The organism is Paenibacillus sp. AR247 (genome assembly GCF_002968895.1).
Lineage (GTDB): Bacteria > Bacillota > Bacilli > Paenibacillales > Paenibacillaceae > Paenibacillus_AQ > Paenibacillus_AQ favisporus.
Map to the genome: position 1 here is coordinate 178213 of NZ_PCZT01000010.1, position 15223 is coordinate 193435.

Genomic DNA, 15223 nt, shown 5'->3' on the forward strand with positions numbered 1-15223 from the left:
CGAAAAAAGCAGGCACGATGATCGGCAGCCAGGTGTCATACCAGCCCAGGCTCGTGTAGAGGTTAAAGAGCGGGATCATGCCGACAAAGCCCGGCAGCATCAGGCTGCCCACAAACAGCGAGAACCACAGCTTCCGGCCGGGAAAGCTTAATCGGGCAAGCCCGTAGCCGACCAGCACCGAGCTGGCGACCTGGCCAATCGTGCACACCACCGCGATGAACATCGAGTTGCCGAACGTCTGCCAGAAGTTGATCTCCCGTGTTCCGGTTACGAAGTTGGACCAGTGAAGCTCCCGGGGAAACCACTCGGGCGGGATTTTAAACACGTCATTGTTGCCCTTCAGGGCAATGGTCACCATCCACAGCAGCGGAAACAGCATGGCGATGGCACCGATGGTCAGGATAATAAACCGGATGGTGTCCAGGATGCTGAATTTCCGTCTGGGTTTGCGTGTTGTTGTCCGTACTTCCGTTTGCATCACCATCAGCAGGGAACCTCCTTATTTCGAATTGTCGCTTTCGTAATACACGAACCGGTTCGAGTACCGGTAAGTCAGCGCGGTGAAGATCATGATGATGACGAACAGCACCCAGACCTCCGCGATCGAATAGCCGAACATGCGGCCGTTAAAGGCGTCGTTGTAAATTTTGAAGTTGAGCAGGGATGTGGAGAAGTTCGGGCCGCCGCCGGTCAGAACCTGTACCTGGTTGAATGCCTGGAAGGCGCCGATGATGCCGAGTATAAGCTGAAGGAACAGGATAGGAGTAATCATGGGAATCGTAATGTGCAGGGCCATCCGCCAGCGGACGGCTCCGTCGACTTCGGCCGCCTCGTACAGCTCCTGGGGAACAGACTGCAGACCGCTCAAGAAAATAATGACGCCGGATCCGACCTGCCATAGGCCGATCAGCACGATGGAGGGAAGCGCGGTCGTTTCGCTCGTCAGCCAGGTGCCTTCGGGCAGTCCGAGCAGCCTGAGCAGCGAGTTGGCGAGTCCGTACTGGGGCTGATAGATAAACAGCCACAGCGTGAGTGTCGCGATGGACGGCACGACGGTCGGCAGGTAATAAATCGTGCGGAACCATTTGATGCCGGGCAGGCTTTTATTCAGCAGCATGGCCAGCAAAAGGCCCAGAATCAGCGATAAAGGAACGCTCATGATGACAAAATACAGCGTCGCCCGGACCGAAGGCCAGAAGGCCGGGTCCTCCGTGAACATGTATTTAAAGTTGTCGAAGCCGACAAAACGGGGCTTATCGTAGCCGCTCCATTCCGTTAAGGCGTAATAAATGGACGACAACAGCGGATAGGCGACAAACACGCTGAAGCCAATAATGGAAGGCAGAATAAACAGATAGCCTTTGGCCCAGCCGCGAAGCTTCTTTTTGCTTACCGTCATTTTTCATATACCTCCCTCATTCAGCATCCGGACAGGAACGGTGCGTGTACCCGCCGTTATGTCCCGGCCCTGTGCGTAAAAGTAAGTACGGTGTAACCAACTGCATTCGGAATGCAGGCGATCCGTGGATCGGTCCGTCCTGACTGCACTCCGGCCCCCTGTTTTTTCTCCTTTCTTCAATTTCATCTGCTTCTTTAGGCAAAGTCACGTAAATAAACCGCTTACATTTCTCAATATAATGACATAACAGTATAGTGTCAATATACTAAATTAAGTTTTTTATAACTGTTGTTATATTATTTATTGATTGGATGCACATATCATATGAGGCGAATGGGGAAGAGGCTGAATAAAGCGGTTCGGCGTTCGTCATGGCAGCCGTGTGAATCGGATACGGGATCGTGCCGCAATGGGATATAACCGACAAAACTGGGGTACAGCCGACAAATCTGGGCAGAGGGGCGAGCTCATGTCTTTTATTGCGTGCAGCGAACAAGCGTGGATACCGGATCTGTTTTTTCACTCTAGTCCGGAGAGGAGGAGGCTGCGGTAGAAAAGACATGATATATCATGCTATGTAAAAGACAATGCTGCTCTTGCGCTTATGCGCAAGGGCTTTCGTTTTGTTCGCGGTGCGCCGCGCCTGCCGGACTCATATTCACTGTCGAAATTTGCTGCTAAAACAGGGCTTCAAACCTCTGGTTTTGTCCCGATCTTAGTTACAAAGCTCCTATCCAATCGTGAAATATAATTTTATATTGTTAGTGAATATTTAATTTTATTTTACATTAACCTGACAAAATTTTACGAAGAGAGGGGAGATGGCTTTACACGCTACCGCTATACTTTGCTGTCGAGGCGTTCTATGAAGGACCCGAATTCTGTCAGATCGAATGGGAGGCAAGGATGGAATGATAAGAAAACGGACGAGGAGCCTATGGGCGTCGCTGCTGGCCGGCACGCTGGTTCTGACCCTGGCTCTGCCCGGCGGGCGGCCCGTGCTGGCGGCGGAAGCCGGCGCACAGGCCGCGGCAGCCGGAAGCATCGTCGACGAGCGGCAGGTCCAGATCGGACCGGGCGCGGTCTATACCTGGAAGGACATGAAGCTGGACCGCGGGCTGGAGAAGCTGCACATGGTGGAGTTCGATCCGTCCAATCCGGCTCTGGCGCTTGAGCCCGGCATGACGGATGGCAAAGTATACGGCATGCAGCCGGTCAGCAAAATGGCTGCGGATATCGACAAAGCGGGGAATCGGGTGATCGCCGGGATCAACGGGGACTTTTATGATATGTCCTCCGGCGTCCCGCTCGGTTACTTCATGGGCAGCGGAAAAATTCTGACGAGTCCGCCCAATGACTGGTACGCGTTTGGCATCAAGGAGGACGGCACGACGATATATGGACCGAGTCCGAAGCTTACGCGGACGCTGGAGATCGATGGACAGAAGACTGAGCTGACGTCCATCAACCGGACGCGGGGCAATAACGATCTCGTATTGTACACACCCGACTTCTACGGCACGACCATGACCAACGATTTAGGAGACGAAGTTGTTCTAGACGTCGTGAAGGGAGAGGTCAAGAGCGGGGAGACGCTGGCGCTGAAGGTAGCCGACGTCCATAAAGACAAAGGCAGCACGCCGATAGCCCCGGGGCAGGTCATCCTGTCGGCTTCTGGCAGCCAGCGCGCAGTGCTCGCCGGCCTTAAGGCAGGCGATACGGCATCGGTCTCCTTCAGCCTCGAACCGGCCTGGAGCGACGTGAGGATGGCCATCGGCGGTTCCGCGCTGCTCGTCAAGGACGGGGCGGCGCAGCCGAACACCGACCCGGCGGCCCATCCGCGCACGGCGATCGGTACGAAAGCGGACGGCTCCGTCGTCATGCTGGAAATCGACGGGCGCCAGCCGGGCTTCAGCGAAGGCGTGACGCTGGCTGAGCTGGGGCAGATCATGGAGGAAATGGGCGTCGTGAACGCCATCAACCTGGACGGCGGCGGCTCTTCGACATTTATCGCCCGCATGCCGGGCGACACCAGCCGTACGCTGCTGAACTCCCCCTCGGACGGCGGGGAGCGCAAGACCGCCAACGGGCTGCTGCTTGTAAACAAGGCGGCGGAAGGGCTGGTGGACAAGCTGGTCGTGAAGCCGCAGCTGGCGAGGGTGCTGGCCGGCTCGACGGCGGCCTTTAAGGCGGCCGGCGTCGATGCCAACATGCATCCGGCCGTGATGGACGGCACGCCGGAGTGGAGCGTCAGCCCGGTGATCGGAACGATCGACGGCAGCGGCGTCTTTACGGCGGGTTCCACGCCCGGACAGGCGGATATTGCCGTCAATTCCGGCGGCGCAAGCGGAGTCGGCAAAGTCGAGGTAGTCGATACGCTAACCGAGCTGAAATTTGGCGATCAGCTGCGCAGCTTCCCGCCGGGCCAGTCGGAGACGCTGAAGGTGACGGCGCTCCGCGACGGTCAGGTGGTGCAGGCCGACAACCGCCTGCTGACATGGCGCGTCGAGGGGCCGATCGGCTCGATCGACGAAGCCGGCGTCTTTACCGCTGCGGAAGGCAATGAGCTGAGCGGCAAAATTGTGGTGAGCTACAAGGGAGTGGAAGCTCAGATGGATGTGACCATCGGCCAGCCTCCGGTGGTGCTGGAGGATTTCGAAAACGGCCTGGACAAGTACCTGCCGTCGGCCGGCGCGCAGTTTAAAACGTCCAAGGTGAGCATCGAGACGAATGAAGATTTGGTCCGTTTCGGCAGCGGTTCGCTGAAGCTGGAGTATGATTTTACCGGCACACCGGGAACTTCGGGCGCCTACCTGCAGAGCAAGACGGAGGCGGAGGCCATTCAAATCCCGGGTTATCCGGAGAAGATCAGCATGTGGGTGTACGGGGACGGCAAAACCCACTGGCTGCGTGCACAGCTGCGCGACAGCAAGTACGATACCGCTCGACTTTACCGACCAGAATATCGGCATTGATTGGACCGGGTGGAAGTACCTGGAGGCAGAAGTGCCCAAAGGCCGGACGCTTCCGCTGATCATGGACATGCCGGTGCGCTACATGGAAACTTCATCCGCTAAAAAGGATGCCGGGGCGATCTACGTCGATCAGATCCGGGCCTTGTACGGTCCGAATCAGGACGATATGGAGCCGCCGGTCCTGAAGGACTTCTCACCGGCGGACGGAGAGACGATCCGCAGCAACCAGCCGGTGATCAAGGTGTACGGCGAAGACGCGGGATATGATCCGGCGCAGCATCCGGGCACGACGCTGATCGATCCGGACTCGATCCGGTTTGACCTGGACGGCCAGCGCGTGCAGCACACGCTGTATCCGCCGGAAGGCCGGATTTATTACACCCCGGCGACGCCGCTGGCGGACGGGCTGCATCAGGTCAAGGTGTCGGTGACAGACCTGGCCGGCAACCGGACGACCGAGGCGTGGACCTTCAACGTGGACACGGGCGGCTCGAAGCTGACGTATGACACGCCGAAGGAATTGTACGGGGGCCGTACCTACACGGTTGATATCAAAGGGGTGAAGGCCTCCGGTTTGCAGGGAGGACAGCTCCGGCTTGCTTTTGACCTGAGCAAGGTGGAGAAGCTCAAATTTATTCCGGGCGGCAAGCTGGATGCGACCCAGGCAAGCGCAGTCATCGGCGAGGACGGTACGGCCGCGCTGACCTTCAGCCGGTTGGACCAAGCGGGGCTGACCGACAGCGATTTGATCGGACAAATCAGCTTTGACGTGAAAAAGGCGCCGCCGGAACGAACGAAATCCGGTTCGAGTCCGGTAACGTTACCTTTGCCGGTACAGGCAGCGTGGTGTATCCCTTCTTTGGGCTGCCGCTGAAATCGGATATCAAGAGCGCCCTGTCGCTGTCCTGGAACGAGAACGGCAACATCCAGGGCTACGAAACGGTCTTTTCGGTCAAAGACGAGTCGGGGAAGCCGGTAGAAGGCGCGCAGATCACCGCGGACGGCAGTCCGGTCGGAACGACCGATGCACAGGGCGAGCTGAGCACCAAGCTGCTGACGGCTGAGGTCAAGACGAATCAGGTGCAGGCGATGAAGGGAGACCAGTACAGCCCAGTGGCGGAGTTTAAGGTGTCGCCGCTGTCCGGTACCGAAACGCCGTACAACATCAACGTGGGCATGGGCGAGGATCCGGCCGCATCCCGCGGATTCATCTGGCACACGAGCCCGGCGGTGGAACAGACCGTGGTTGAAGTGGTGAAAAAAGCGGATTTTACCGGGTTTGACCAGCCGAATGCGGTGAAAACGGAAGGAACAAGCTATCTGTACCAGACACTCGATCTGGGTGCGGTCCGTGTACATAAGGCGACGGTGAGCGGCCTTGAGCCGGGCACCGAATACGTGTACCGCGTCGGTGACGGAAGCGGCCATTACAGCCCGCAGGGCACGTTCAGGACAGCTGAGGCTGACGGCGATCATACCAAGTTCCTGTATTTCGCCGACTCCCAGGCGGGAGACTTGGCAGGGTTCAAGCTGTGGGGCAGCACGGTCAAGAAGGCGGTGGAAGATTCGCCGGACGCCGAGTTTATGGTCCATGTCGGCGACATGGTCGACAAAGGCTTCAACGAGCAGGAATGGAAGTGGTGGTTCAGCGAAGCGCAGGAGGCGTTCCTGAACACGACGCTGGTCGGCGCGATCGGCAACCATGAGGTGATGGGAACGAAGGAAAACAACGATTTCCTGGCCCATTTCAACCAGCCGGGCAACGGTGTGCCAAGCCTGGCGGGAAGCAATTTTCCTTTGATTACAAAAATATTCATTTTGTCGTCCTGAACAGCGAATACCAGTATGAGGAGCAGAAGGACTGGCTCGATCAGGACCTGTCCAGGACGGATAAAAAATGGAAGATCGCCATCTTCCACCGCGGCCCGTACGGCAGCATTTACGATACGGCCGACATCCGGCGGCTGTGGGCGCCGGTGCTTGAGCGGCATCGGGTCGATCTCGTCCTGAACGGTCATGATCATATTTACCTGCGGACCTTCCCGATGATGAACAACGAGATCGTCCCGGACGGGCAGGGGACGACCTATGTCGTGGCCGGCTCGACCGGACCGAAGTTCTACTCGCTGACCAAGCGGGACTGGCAGCGGATTACCGACGATGAAGCGACGCAAATGTACGCTTCGGTCGAGGTAGACGGCGACAGCCTGAACTTTGTGACGAAGACGGTCGGCGGACGAACCGTCGACGAGTTTACGCTGTCGAAGCAGACGGAGGCTCCGGCTCCGGAATCGGTCGAGATCGAGCAGCAGGACGTGAAGCTGGCCGTAGGCGAAACCCGGCAGCTGACCGCCAAGGTGAAGCCGGATGGAGCGGACCCCGGCGTCACGTGGTCCGTCTATAGCGCCGAGCCGACCGGGGAGGGCGGCAAAGTGGTGACGGTATCGCCGGAAGGCCGGTTGACGGCGGCCGGCACGGGAACGGCCGTCATCCGGGCGGCAAGCACGGTGAACCCGGATCTGTTCGCGGAGACGATCGTCACCGTGAATCCGGCGCCGGAAGGCGAACCGGAATCGTTATCGCTGACGGGCAAAGTAGTGCTGAAGGAAGGGGAGACCGATCAGACGGTAACGGAAGCGGTCTACGCAGACGGCACGCGCATCCAGGTGCTGGAAGGTGTAACCTTCAGCAGCAGCCATGAGGACGTCGCTTCGGTGAGCGAACAGGGCGTAGTGACTGCGCTGGCCGAAGGGAAGACGGTGATATCGGCCGCTTACGGATCGTTGTCGGCCGAGTATGAACTTACCGTTCAAGCTCCGGAGCAGCCGGGAGGGGGAGATGGTGACAATCCTGGCGGAGGCGACCCGGGTAACGGCGGGGGAGATAATCCAGGCGGAGGCGATCCGGGTAATGGCGGGGGAGATCACCCTGGCGGAGGCGACCCGGGTAACGGCGGGGGAAATAACCCTGGCGGAGGTGACCCAGGCAACGGTGGAGGAAATAACGGTGGGAATTCAGGCAACAGTGGAGGGAACTCTTCTGCACCGGTGCAGCCGCCGGTGACTCCACCCGCCCTGCCGGATCCGAAGCCGGGCCAAGGCGGCAAATGGAAGCTGAACGCCGCGCAGCTGACGGTGATTCTGGTGAAAGGCGGAGCCGTATTGGACACCGATCAGCCGTTCAACGAGCTGATTCTGCCGGGCAGCGCCGCCTCGCTGCTCCAGGGACAGCCGCTGACGGTGAACGCGGCTGACCTGAAGCTGACGCTGCCCGCAGGCATCCTGCAGGCGGCCAGCGGCAAGGTGCCCGCCGATCAGCTCGAAGGCAGCACGATTCGGCTGGCGGCATCCCGCGCCTCGGAGACGGAGGCCGCAGAGCGGGTGGCGAAGGCCGGGCAGGCGGAAGGCGCGGTGCTCCGCGCAGGAAGCAGCCTCTTTACCCTCAACCTGAGCCTCATAACGAAGGATGGCCAGGTTCACCCGATCACGGCGCTGCAGCAGCCGATAACGCTGGAGCTCCCCATGGCTTCGGGGCTGGATGCCAAGCTGTCTGGGCTGTATGGCCTGAACAGCCAAGGCGTGCTCACGTATATCGGCGGAACGGCAGCAGGCGGCAAGCTGAAAGCCGAAGTGAGTTCCCTGGATGCCGCTTACGCCGTTCTGGAGTACACCAAAAGCTTCGCCGATACGAGCGGACACTGGGCTTCCAGCGTGATCCGGGAGCTGGCGGCGAAGCATCTCATCGACGGCGTCGGCGGCGGCAGCTTCGCGCCGGATCAGCCGGTGACCCGCGCCGAAATGGCGGCGATGCTGGTCCGCCTGCTGCACCTGAAGGGCGACGGCAGCGCGCCCTTCAGCGACGTGCCTTCCGCGGCATGGTACGCGGAAGCCGTATCCGCCGCCGCCAAGGCGGGCATCGTCCAAGGCGTCAGCGGCGCAAGCTTCGCGCCGGACGCCTTGATCAAGCGCCAGGAAGCGGCGGCCATGATCGTCCGCGCCTACCGGGCCGCGGGCGGAACCGCCGCAGCCGGCGGGGTAACGGCGCCGTTCACGGACGTCGCCGGTTCGCCGGCCTGGGCGCAGGAAGCCGTCCGGTCTGCGTACGCCGCCGGACTGATTCAAGGGCAGGGGCCTGGCCGGTTTCATCCGGACGGCCAGGCCACCCGGGCCGAAACGGCCCAGATCTTGTACAACGTTCTGACCAAGCTGGGGCAAGGCGGGCAAATTAAATAACGATCCGGTAATTTACGATCCACCCAGTTAGAAGATCCAGCAACAAGAAGACCGGCGGGGAACAGCTTGGTGAGCTGACCCTTCCGGTCTCTTTTGCCATCATCCGTATTATAGCTGGTGGAACACTTTCATTGCGCATTCATTCCCTTGATCCGTGCTCCGTTCCGTGAAGCTTATTGCCAATTTAGTCCATATACATCATTTTTAAGGAAGCGGAGAAAGATTCCGCTTCTTTTTTGGTATCCAGATGTGGTATCGTTATGTATTACGACGTAAAAGAACGGCTTGTGGTGACTTGGATGAAAAGTACACAGGTTTCGTGATTAAAGAATATAGGATTAAAGGAAAAGGAGCATATATGAACTTTAAAGATTTGAAGCTTGACCCGAATATTTTAAAAGCGCTGGCCAAACAGAACTATACCGAGCCGACGCCGATTCAGGCACAATCCATTCCTGCCGTGCTGGCCGGACGGGATCTCTTGGGCTGCGCCCAGACGGGAACCGGCAAGACCGCCGCATTTTCCCTGCCCATCATACAGCTGTTGAGCCGGGAGCCCCGCAAACCGGGGGCGGGCCGCAGGGTCCGCGCGCTTATTTTGACGCCGACGAGAGAGCTGGCCATTCAGATTATGGATAACGTGAAGGCGTACAGCCAGTATACCGATTTGCGTGCGGTGGTCATTGTAGGCGGCGTTCCGCAAAAGCCGCAGGAACGGGCGCTGCAGCAGGGCGCGGATATCGTGATCGCCACGCCGGGCCGGCTCATCGACCTGATTCATCAGAAGCACATCGATCTGCAGCATATTCAAATGCTCGTGCTGGATGAAGCCGACCGGATGCTGGACATGGGCTTTATCCATGATGTGAAGCGGATCATCGCCGTCATGCCGAAGCGGAAGCAAACGCTGTTCTTTTCGGCGACGATGCCTCCGGAAATCAACGGTTTGATCCAAACGCTGCTCGTCAATCCGGTAAAAGTGGAAGTGACGCCGGTCTCCTCAACGGCCGAGCGGATCGAGCAGTCGGTTTATTTGCTGGCGGCAGGAAGCAAACTGCAGATGCTCAACCAGCTGCTGCAGGATCCGTCGATCGAGTCGGCCCTGGTGTTTACCCGCACCAAACGGGGAGCCGACCGGGTGGCTCGCGCGCTGAAGAAGGCGAATATTACGGCGGAGGCGATCCATGGCGACAAATCGCAAAACAGCCGGCAGAACGCCCTGAACCATTTCAAAAACGGGACGACGCGCATTTTGGTGGCGACCGACATTGCTGCCAGGGGGATCGATATTGACGAGCTTCCGTATGTCATTAACTTTAATCTGCCGAATATCCCGGAGACGTACGTTCACCGTATCGGCCGCACGGGCCGGGCGGGGATGAGCGGGTCTGCAATCTCTTTCTGCGAAGCAGACGAGCTGCCGTACCTGAAGGACATCGAAAAGCTGATCGGCAAGGCCATTCCCGAAGTGAAGGGGCATAACTATCCGATGGAGCCCCAAGCGGCAGCGGCAAATCGCCCATTGGGGAATTCCACGGCAAACCGGCCGGGTAAGACGCAAGCTGGCCATTCCCGCAAGCCGCAGGCTGGAGATTCCCGTAAAGGGCGGACGGACGATGGGCAGCAGCGGGGCAAACCGAAGCAGGATCGTGCCCCAAAGGCGGCGGTGAGCGGTGCCCGCAAACCTGATCGGAACGCGAACAGCAGCCTGAAGCGTGATGCGGGAGGCCATGCGAAGGGAAATGCGAACGACAAGTCCAAGGGGCATGGAAATGGAAATTCCAATGGACGCACGAACCGCAGACCGAAACCAAGCGGGGCGGACCCTAGAAATAAGGTAAGTTCGTCTCATTAACATGGAGATTAGACGTTTTACGCGTTGACCGCAGATGATCTGTGATCTGTGACCCACAGGAAGGACACGTTGCCCGTGACCCTCCTGTGGGTTATTTGTATTTTCCATAAAAGAAGGAGTCTGAGGGAGGGGTTCAGTGGACGGGGCGCTACAGCTGCTCTTCATGGTGGATGATTGGAGGATAACAGCAGTGTGGCTTTAAGTTTGATCTATCATGGCTGCTCCTGTAAATGAGCGTAATACTGCTGCTCGGTGCCGACAGAAAACGCATTGATCGTTTTTTCTTCTTTCGTACCGTCCGGACGCGGGATCGTATCCGTGCCCATGTGCTGGCCTTGAATCATTCCCATCCCCACTTCAGTCCGTTGACCTTGATCATCTGCATAAAAAAATGTCATCCCGCCGGCTGTCGGTGCGCTTGACGTCTTCAAAACTCCGTTTTTCGGAATGCGGTTTACAATGGCGTCTCCCTCTTTCGGGAGCTCGGGATAACCCTTTTGATTGTAAATGACCGCTACCCATCCTGTGTACCCGGCAGGCAGCACATAAGTATGATTTTCCTGCCCATTCAGACCCCTCGTCCCAATCACAATGGCAGCAACCACAATGACGGCAAACACGGCAATGAATACCTTATATACTCTAATCAGACCTTTCAAATCTTCACCGCCTTTGATTCGTTCATTAAGGTACTTACATTATATTACAACAGCTTTCCATAATCCTCCCACATTTCGTGCTCACCAAATCATGCAGTTCATCTATCGATTTCCTCTAAAAATTCCTCCAAAAACATTATAATGATGCTAAGAGAACATTTTGGAGGATACCGGGTCTCTTTTCCTGAGAGGACGAAGAACACGATGCTGCTGGAAGCGGCGAATTTGACAGCCGGAGGAAATAGGACAAGTTTAGCGGATATAGAAAGGGTGCAGGGATGATGATGAACCAAGAGGATTTGCTTGCCCGCAAAAGCAGCTGCAGGTTGAAGCGGGTTCGTGCTGAAGAATGAACCTGATGCCATTGCTGGCAGCAGCCGGTAAGCCCGTAATCGTAGGGAGCGCTGCGCTAGGTTTAATGGCTTGGAGAGACTTGGATGTGACGGTGGTCTGCTCCAAACTGGATATGGCTGCGGTCTCTGGAATTGCTTTGCAGCTGATGTCCAATCCGGGAGTACGGGAGATGAAATTTATTAACGATACGGGCCAATGGAACACCGATCCGGCTTACCCAGACGGTTATTTTCTTGGATTGACCTACGGGTCCGCAAACGGCCACCGGTGGGAGCTGGATATCTGGTTTGTAGACGAGCCTGACAAACAGCCTGATTTGCTGCATATTCAGACGATGCCCGCACGCCTTACTCCTGCCAAGACCGCTGCTATTTTAAGCATCAAAACCGAATGGGCAAAGCGGGCCGAATATGGAAATCAAGTGAAAAGCTTCGATATTTATTCGGCCGTATTGGATGATGATGTGAGTACACCCGCTGAATTCCAGCAATGGCTGCAGAGCCGCAGCGATGATCTTCATTAAAAACTGAGAGCTCATGCACACATTGGATCCGTCAGGTTTGGCAGTCAGCGTGCATCAGTCCGGTGTGTTCCACAGGTCAGCCTGCAAGGACGGCTTTCAGGTGGACGGCGTTTTGCGGCTGTTCCTTCTTCATGGATTGGCGCATGAACCCGTTCGGCCGTACGATGACAGCCCCAGTGGGGGTGCGACAGTTTTTGATCCTCGGACTCATTTTTGTGGTATTAAGTGCACTATATACAACCATAATTGTATTAAGTGTGTCTGCTCTCGGAAGGATGGTACGGCGGACGGCATGGATCCGTCGTTTGGGCCGACTTAGCGGAAAAGTTGTAGGAGCGCTGTATATCGGACTAGGTTTAAAGGTCGCATTCCAAAGGCAGTAACGAACCCATCGCCCGCTAACTGCATACACTATAGATGGGGGATATGGCGGCAGGTGGCTTCTCATCCATGAAATCGGTCGTTTGCGAAATGGTCGTTAGCGGATTTGACATTCCCAACTGTGTTTAGTATCATTGCAGTATATTCATTTTGTGATTTTTCTGGTTACAGTTTGTATATACTTAAAGATGGGCGGTGGAATGATGAGATTCGAAGTTAGCGATTGGGTCCAAGGGAAGACGGTAGACGGTGAGTTTATTCACGGATACATTGAGACGGTGGACGCTCAGAAAGGCATCGCGAGAGTACGCGTCGTTCAGTCCGACAACGAGGAAGCGGTTGGACGCGTGATCGGTGTACGTGAATCCTGGCTGAGATCGCTGCCGGTCAACCCGCTTGCAGATAAGAACAACGTCGAAAGCCTGATTGACATAGCATTGGCTACCTATGACGAAGCCTGGTTTAACGAATTGACAGACCGCCTGAACGGTACCAAGCGCAAGAACAGCAAGAATGGCGATGGGATCCGGTTGAACGGCCGGCCCAATAATCGTCTCGGTCTGTTCGAGAAAAAGTAAACGGCAGGCCTCGGCAGAGGCACCTCATACCATACAACAGCATGATAAATGCGCAGCTTCTGCTTTTCCGTTACAAGGATTGTAAGCGCAAAAAAAACGGCAGGGATTCAGCTTACAGCTGACCTGCCGTTTTCCATTATCACTCGCCATTACCCCATTTCTGCTTGGCCAAAAAGTGTGAGATTCCTTCTGAGATATCGCCGGGTGCTTCTAAGGGAGAAAGGTGGCCGGTCTGGGGAATGATGTGCAGCTCTGCATGTGGTATGCGCGGCAGCAGCTCGCTTTTTAGTGTTTCCAACCGGTCTACTGGGTCAGATTCCCCGGCTAGCACAAGGGTGGGAACATGGATGTTGTTCACTTCTGCGGATATATCCTCAAGCATTGCGGCTTCAGGCCATGCCGCACGGGCTAAAGGTGCGCTCCTTTGCATATCCTCAAGCACCATTTCGCGGATATGTTCTTCAAGAGGAAGCAGGGCGATATTGCCCAAAGCGATTTCCGCTCCTTCACGCGAATCATAAAAATGAACCATGGCATTTCTCATTTCTTGCGGCATATCTTGAGGTGTCGGGGGAGATGGTGCAACTAAGACCAAAGCTTCTAAACCGGCCGGATGACGTGAAGCCAACAATTGCGCCGTTTTAGCGCCCATAGAATGACCCACGAGCACATAACGCTTTAAACCAAGTGCTTGGATCAGCGCATGCGCATCATCGGCCAAATCCTGAATGGTATAAGATGAAGCTGACTTATCTGAGTCTCCCCATCCGCGGTGGTCATAGGTTATACAAAGGTAATCCTCCTTAAGAACGTCAACAATTTTAGTCCAGGTTCGTGCTGACCCGCCGTAAAAGTGCAAAAACACAAGTGCCGTATCTCCTTGTCCCTGCTGCTCCACATGAAGTTCAACGCCGTTAACATGATAATTCATATGATCCACTCCCATTAATAGTATCAGTAACAGTTACTGTTACATATACTAAAATAACGATTCATCCTTAAGAAGTCAAGTTGATGCTTTGATTCATTATTTTAAGTTTGATTTGCTTTTCAAAAATCAATACACTAAACATAAGCTTTAACCGGAAAGAAGGACCTTGCAAAAATGGGAAATCGAAGCCAACAGTTCTCTGTAGCAGTTCATATTTTATGCTTTCTTGAATTTAATAAAAAAGGCCGGACCACGTCCGAATTGCTTGCCATGAGTGTGAACGCCAATCCGGCGGTGATTAGAAGAATCATGAGAAAGCTTACGAAAGCCGGTCTTATTACATCGACTCTTGGAACGAATGCCGCGATAAGCCTGGCCAAAAAGGCGGATCAAATCACGCTGCTGGATGTATACCGTGCTACGATGGAAGATAACCAGGAGATCTTTATGATTCACCGGGATACCAACCCGACTTGTCCGGTAGGAAGTAAAATGCCGTATTTATTAGACGGAGTTTACACGAAAGTCCAAACGACGATGGAGAACGAATTGTCGGGCATTACGATTGATTCTATGGTGAAGAGTGGAATCATAGGAATTGAAAGTTAACATGAAAAAGACCGGATTTCCTTACTTAAGGAATCCGGTCTTTGTTTTATATTGAGCACCGTGGACGGCAAGCTTATGGAAACATTATTGTTATCCTTTCAAACCGGTAGTGCTAATGCCTTCGACGATGTATTTTTGGAAAATGAAAAACACGATCACGACCGGCAGAAGCGACAGTGTGGCCATAGCGAACATACCGCCCCAGTTGTTCAGCGATTCGCCGTCCAGGAACAGCTTCAGCGCGAGGGATACCGGGAATTTCTCCGGGCTGTTCAAATAGATGAGCGGATTGATGAAGTCGTCCCATCTCCAGTAAAAAGAGAAAATCGCGCTGGTGATCAAGGCCGGTCCGATGAGCGGCAGGACCACCCGGTAGAACACGCCGTATTTGCTGCAGCCGTCGATTTTCGCGGCTTCGTCCAGCTCGCCCGGAATGGTGCGGATAAACTGCATGATCAGAAAGATGAAAAACGGCGTGCCGAAGAAATGCGGGACGATGAGCGGCTTGAAGGAAGAGAGCCAGCCGAACTTGGCGAACATGACGTACTGCGGTACGAGGACAACGTCCTGGGGCAGCATCATCGTGGCCATCATGGCGGCGAACCAGAACTTCTGGCCGAAAAATTTCGTCCGCGCCAGCCCGAAGGCCACGAGAGCCGAAGAGGTGACGGCACCGATCGTCGACAGAATGACGATGATGAAGGAATTTTTGAAAAAGGTCGCAAAC

Annotated in this window: 13 protein-coding genes and 1 pseudogene; 9 read left to right on the forward strand and 5 right to left on the reverse strand. The window is 55.7% G+C overall.

The features are described from left to right. Together CPT76_RS20405 and CPT76_RS20410 are read right to left on the reverse strand one after the other, a co-directional pair. Positions 1–484: carbohydrate ABC transporter permease (locus tag CPT76_RS20405; RefSeq protein ID WP_146116370.1), on the reverse strand; the 484-nt coding region annotated here is incomplete at its 3' end. Between the two features lie 15 nt (positions 485–499). Then, a complete protein-coding gene (locus CPT76_RS20410; RefSeq protein WP_076173809.1) occupies positions 500–1399 on the reverse strand; it encodes a carbohydrate ABC transporter permease in 900 nt (299 codons plus the stop codon). 911 nt (positions 1400–2310) lie between these two features. Between CPT76_RS20410 and CPT76_RS40160 the strand changes: the two genes are divergently transcribed. From CPT76_RS40160 to CPT76_RS20430, 6 genes and pseudogenes are all read left to right on the forward strand, one after another. Further along, positions 2311–4374 (forward strand): phosphodiester glycosidase family protein, encoded by a 2064-nt coding sequence (locus tag CPT76_RS40160; protein ID WP_258168687.1) that lies wholly within the window; start codon positions 2311–2313, stop codon positions 4372–4374. A gap of 31 nt (positions 4375–4405) precedes the next feature. Next, on the forward strand, positions 4406–5248 hold the full coding sequence (locus CPT76_RS40165) for an Ig-like domain-containing protein (protein WP_258168688.1): 843 nt from the start codon (positions 4406–4408) through the stop codon (positions 5246–5248). After that, a complete protein-coding gene (locus tag CPT76_RS40170; protein ID WP_258168689.1) occupies positions 5221–6204 on the forward strand; it encodes a fibronectin type III domain-containing protein in 984 nt (327 codons plus the stop codon). Before CPT76_RS40165 ends, CPT76_RS40170 begins: the two co-directional genes overlap by 28 nt. Beyond that, positions 6201–6344, forward strand: a pseudogene (locus tag CPT76_RS40175) (hypothetical protein); the annotation flags it as partial. The gene CPT76_RS40170 and the pseudogene CPT76_RS40175, both read left to right, overlap by 4 nt. 6 nt (positions 6345–6350) lie before the next feature. Beyond that, a complete protein-coding gene (locus tag CPT76_RS40180; RefSeq protein ID WP_258168690.1) occupies positions 6351–8606 on the forward strand; it encodes an S-layer homology domain-containing protein in 2256 nt (751 codons plus the stop codon). Positions 8607–8964: 358 nt separating this feature from the next. After that, positions 8965–10461 (forward strand): DEAD/DEAH box helicase, encoded by a 1497-nt coding sequence (locus CPT76_RS20430; protein ID WP_105444254.1) that lies wholly within the window; start codon positions 8965–8967, stop codon positions 10459–10461. A 212-nt stretch (positions 10462–10673) separates the two neighbouring features. Here the strand turns inward: CPT76_RS20430 and CPT76_RS20435 are convergent, their stop codons facing one another. After that, positions 10674–11120 (reverse strand): DUF6843 domain-containing protein, encoded by a 447-nt coding sequence (locus CPT76_RS20435; protein ID WP_105444255.1) that lies wholly within the window; start codon positions 11118–11120, stop codon positions 10674–10676. A gap of 358 nt (positions 11121–11478) precedes the next feature. On the opposite strand from CPT76_RS20435, the gene CPT76_RS20440 reads away from it, so the two are divergent. Continuing rightward, complete coding sequence (locus CPT76_RS20440) at positions 11479–11997, forward strand: hypothetical protein (protein WP_258168691.1); 519 nt, start codon at positions 11479–11481, stop codon at positions 11995–11997. 584 nt (positions 11998–12581) lie between these two features. Further along, positions 12582–12956, forward strand: coding sequence for a hypothetical protein (locus CPT76_RS20450; protein WP_105444256.1), 375 nt, complete (start codon positions 12582–12584; stop codon positions 12954–12956). Positions 12957–13095: 139 nt separating this feature from the next. On the opposite strand, the gene CPT76_RS20455 is transcribed toward CPT76_RS20450, so the two are convergent. Further along, a complete protein-coding gene (locus CPT76_RS20455) occupies positions 13096–13887 on the reverse strand; it encodes an alpha/beta fold hydrolase (protein WP_105444257.1) in 792 nt (263 codons plus the stop codon). Positions 13888–14061: 174 nt separating this feature from the next. Between CPT76_RS20455 and CPT76_RS20460 the strand changes: the two genes are divergently transcribed. Next, positions 14062–14496, forward strand: a complete 435-nt coding sequence (locus tag CPT76_RS20460; protein ID WP_105444258.1) for an Rrf2 family transcriptional regulator — start codon at positions 14062–14064, stop codon at positions 14494–14496. A 90-nt stretch (positions 14497–14586) separates the two neighbouring features. Here the strand turns inward: CPT76_RS20460 and CPT76_RS20465 are convergent. Continuing rightward, positions 14587–15223, reverse strand: a 637-nt coding sequence (locus tag CPT76_RS20465; RefSeq protein ID WP_105444259.1) for a carbohydrate ABC transporter permease, incomplete at its 5' end; no start/stop codon positions are given.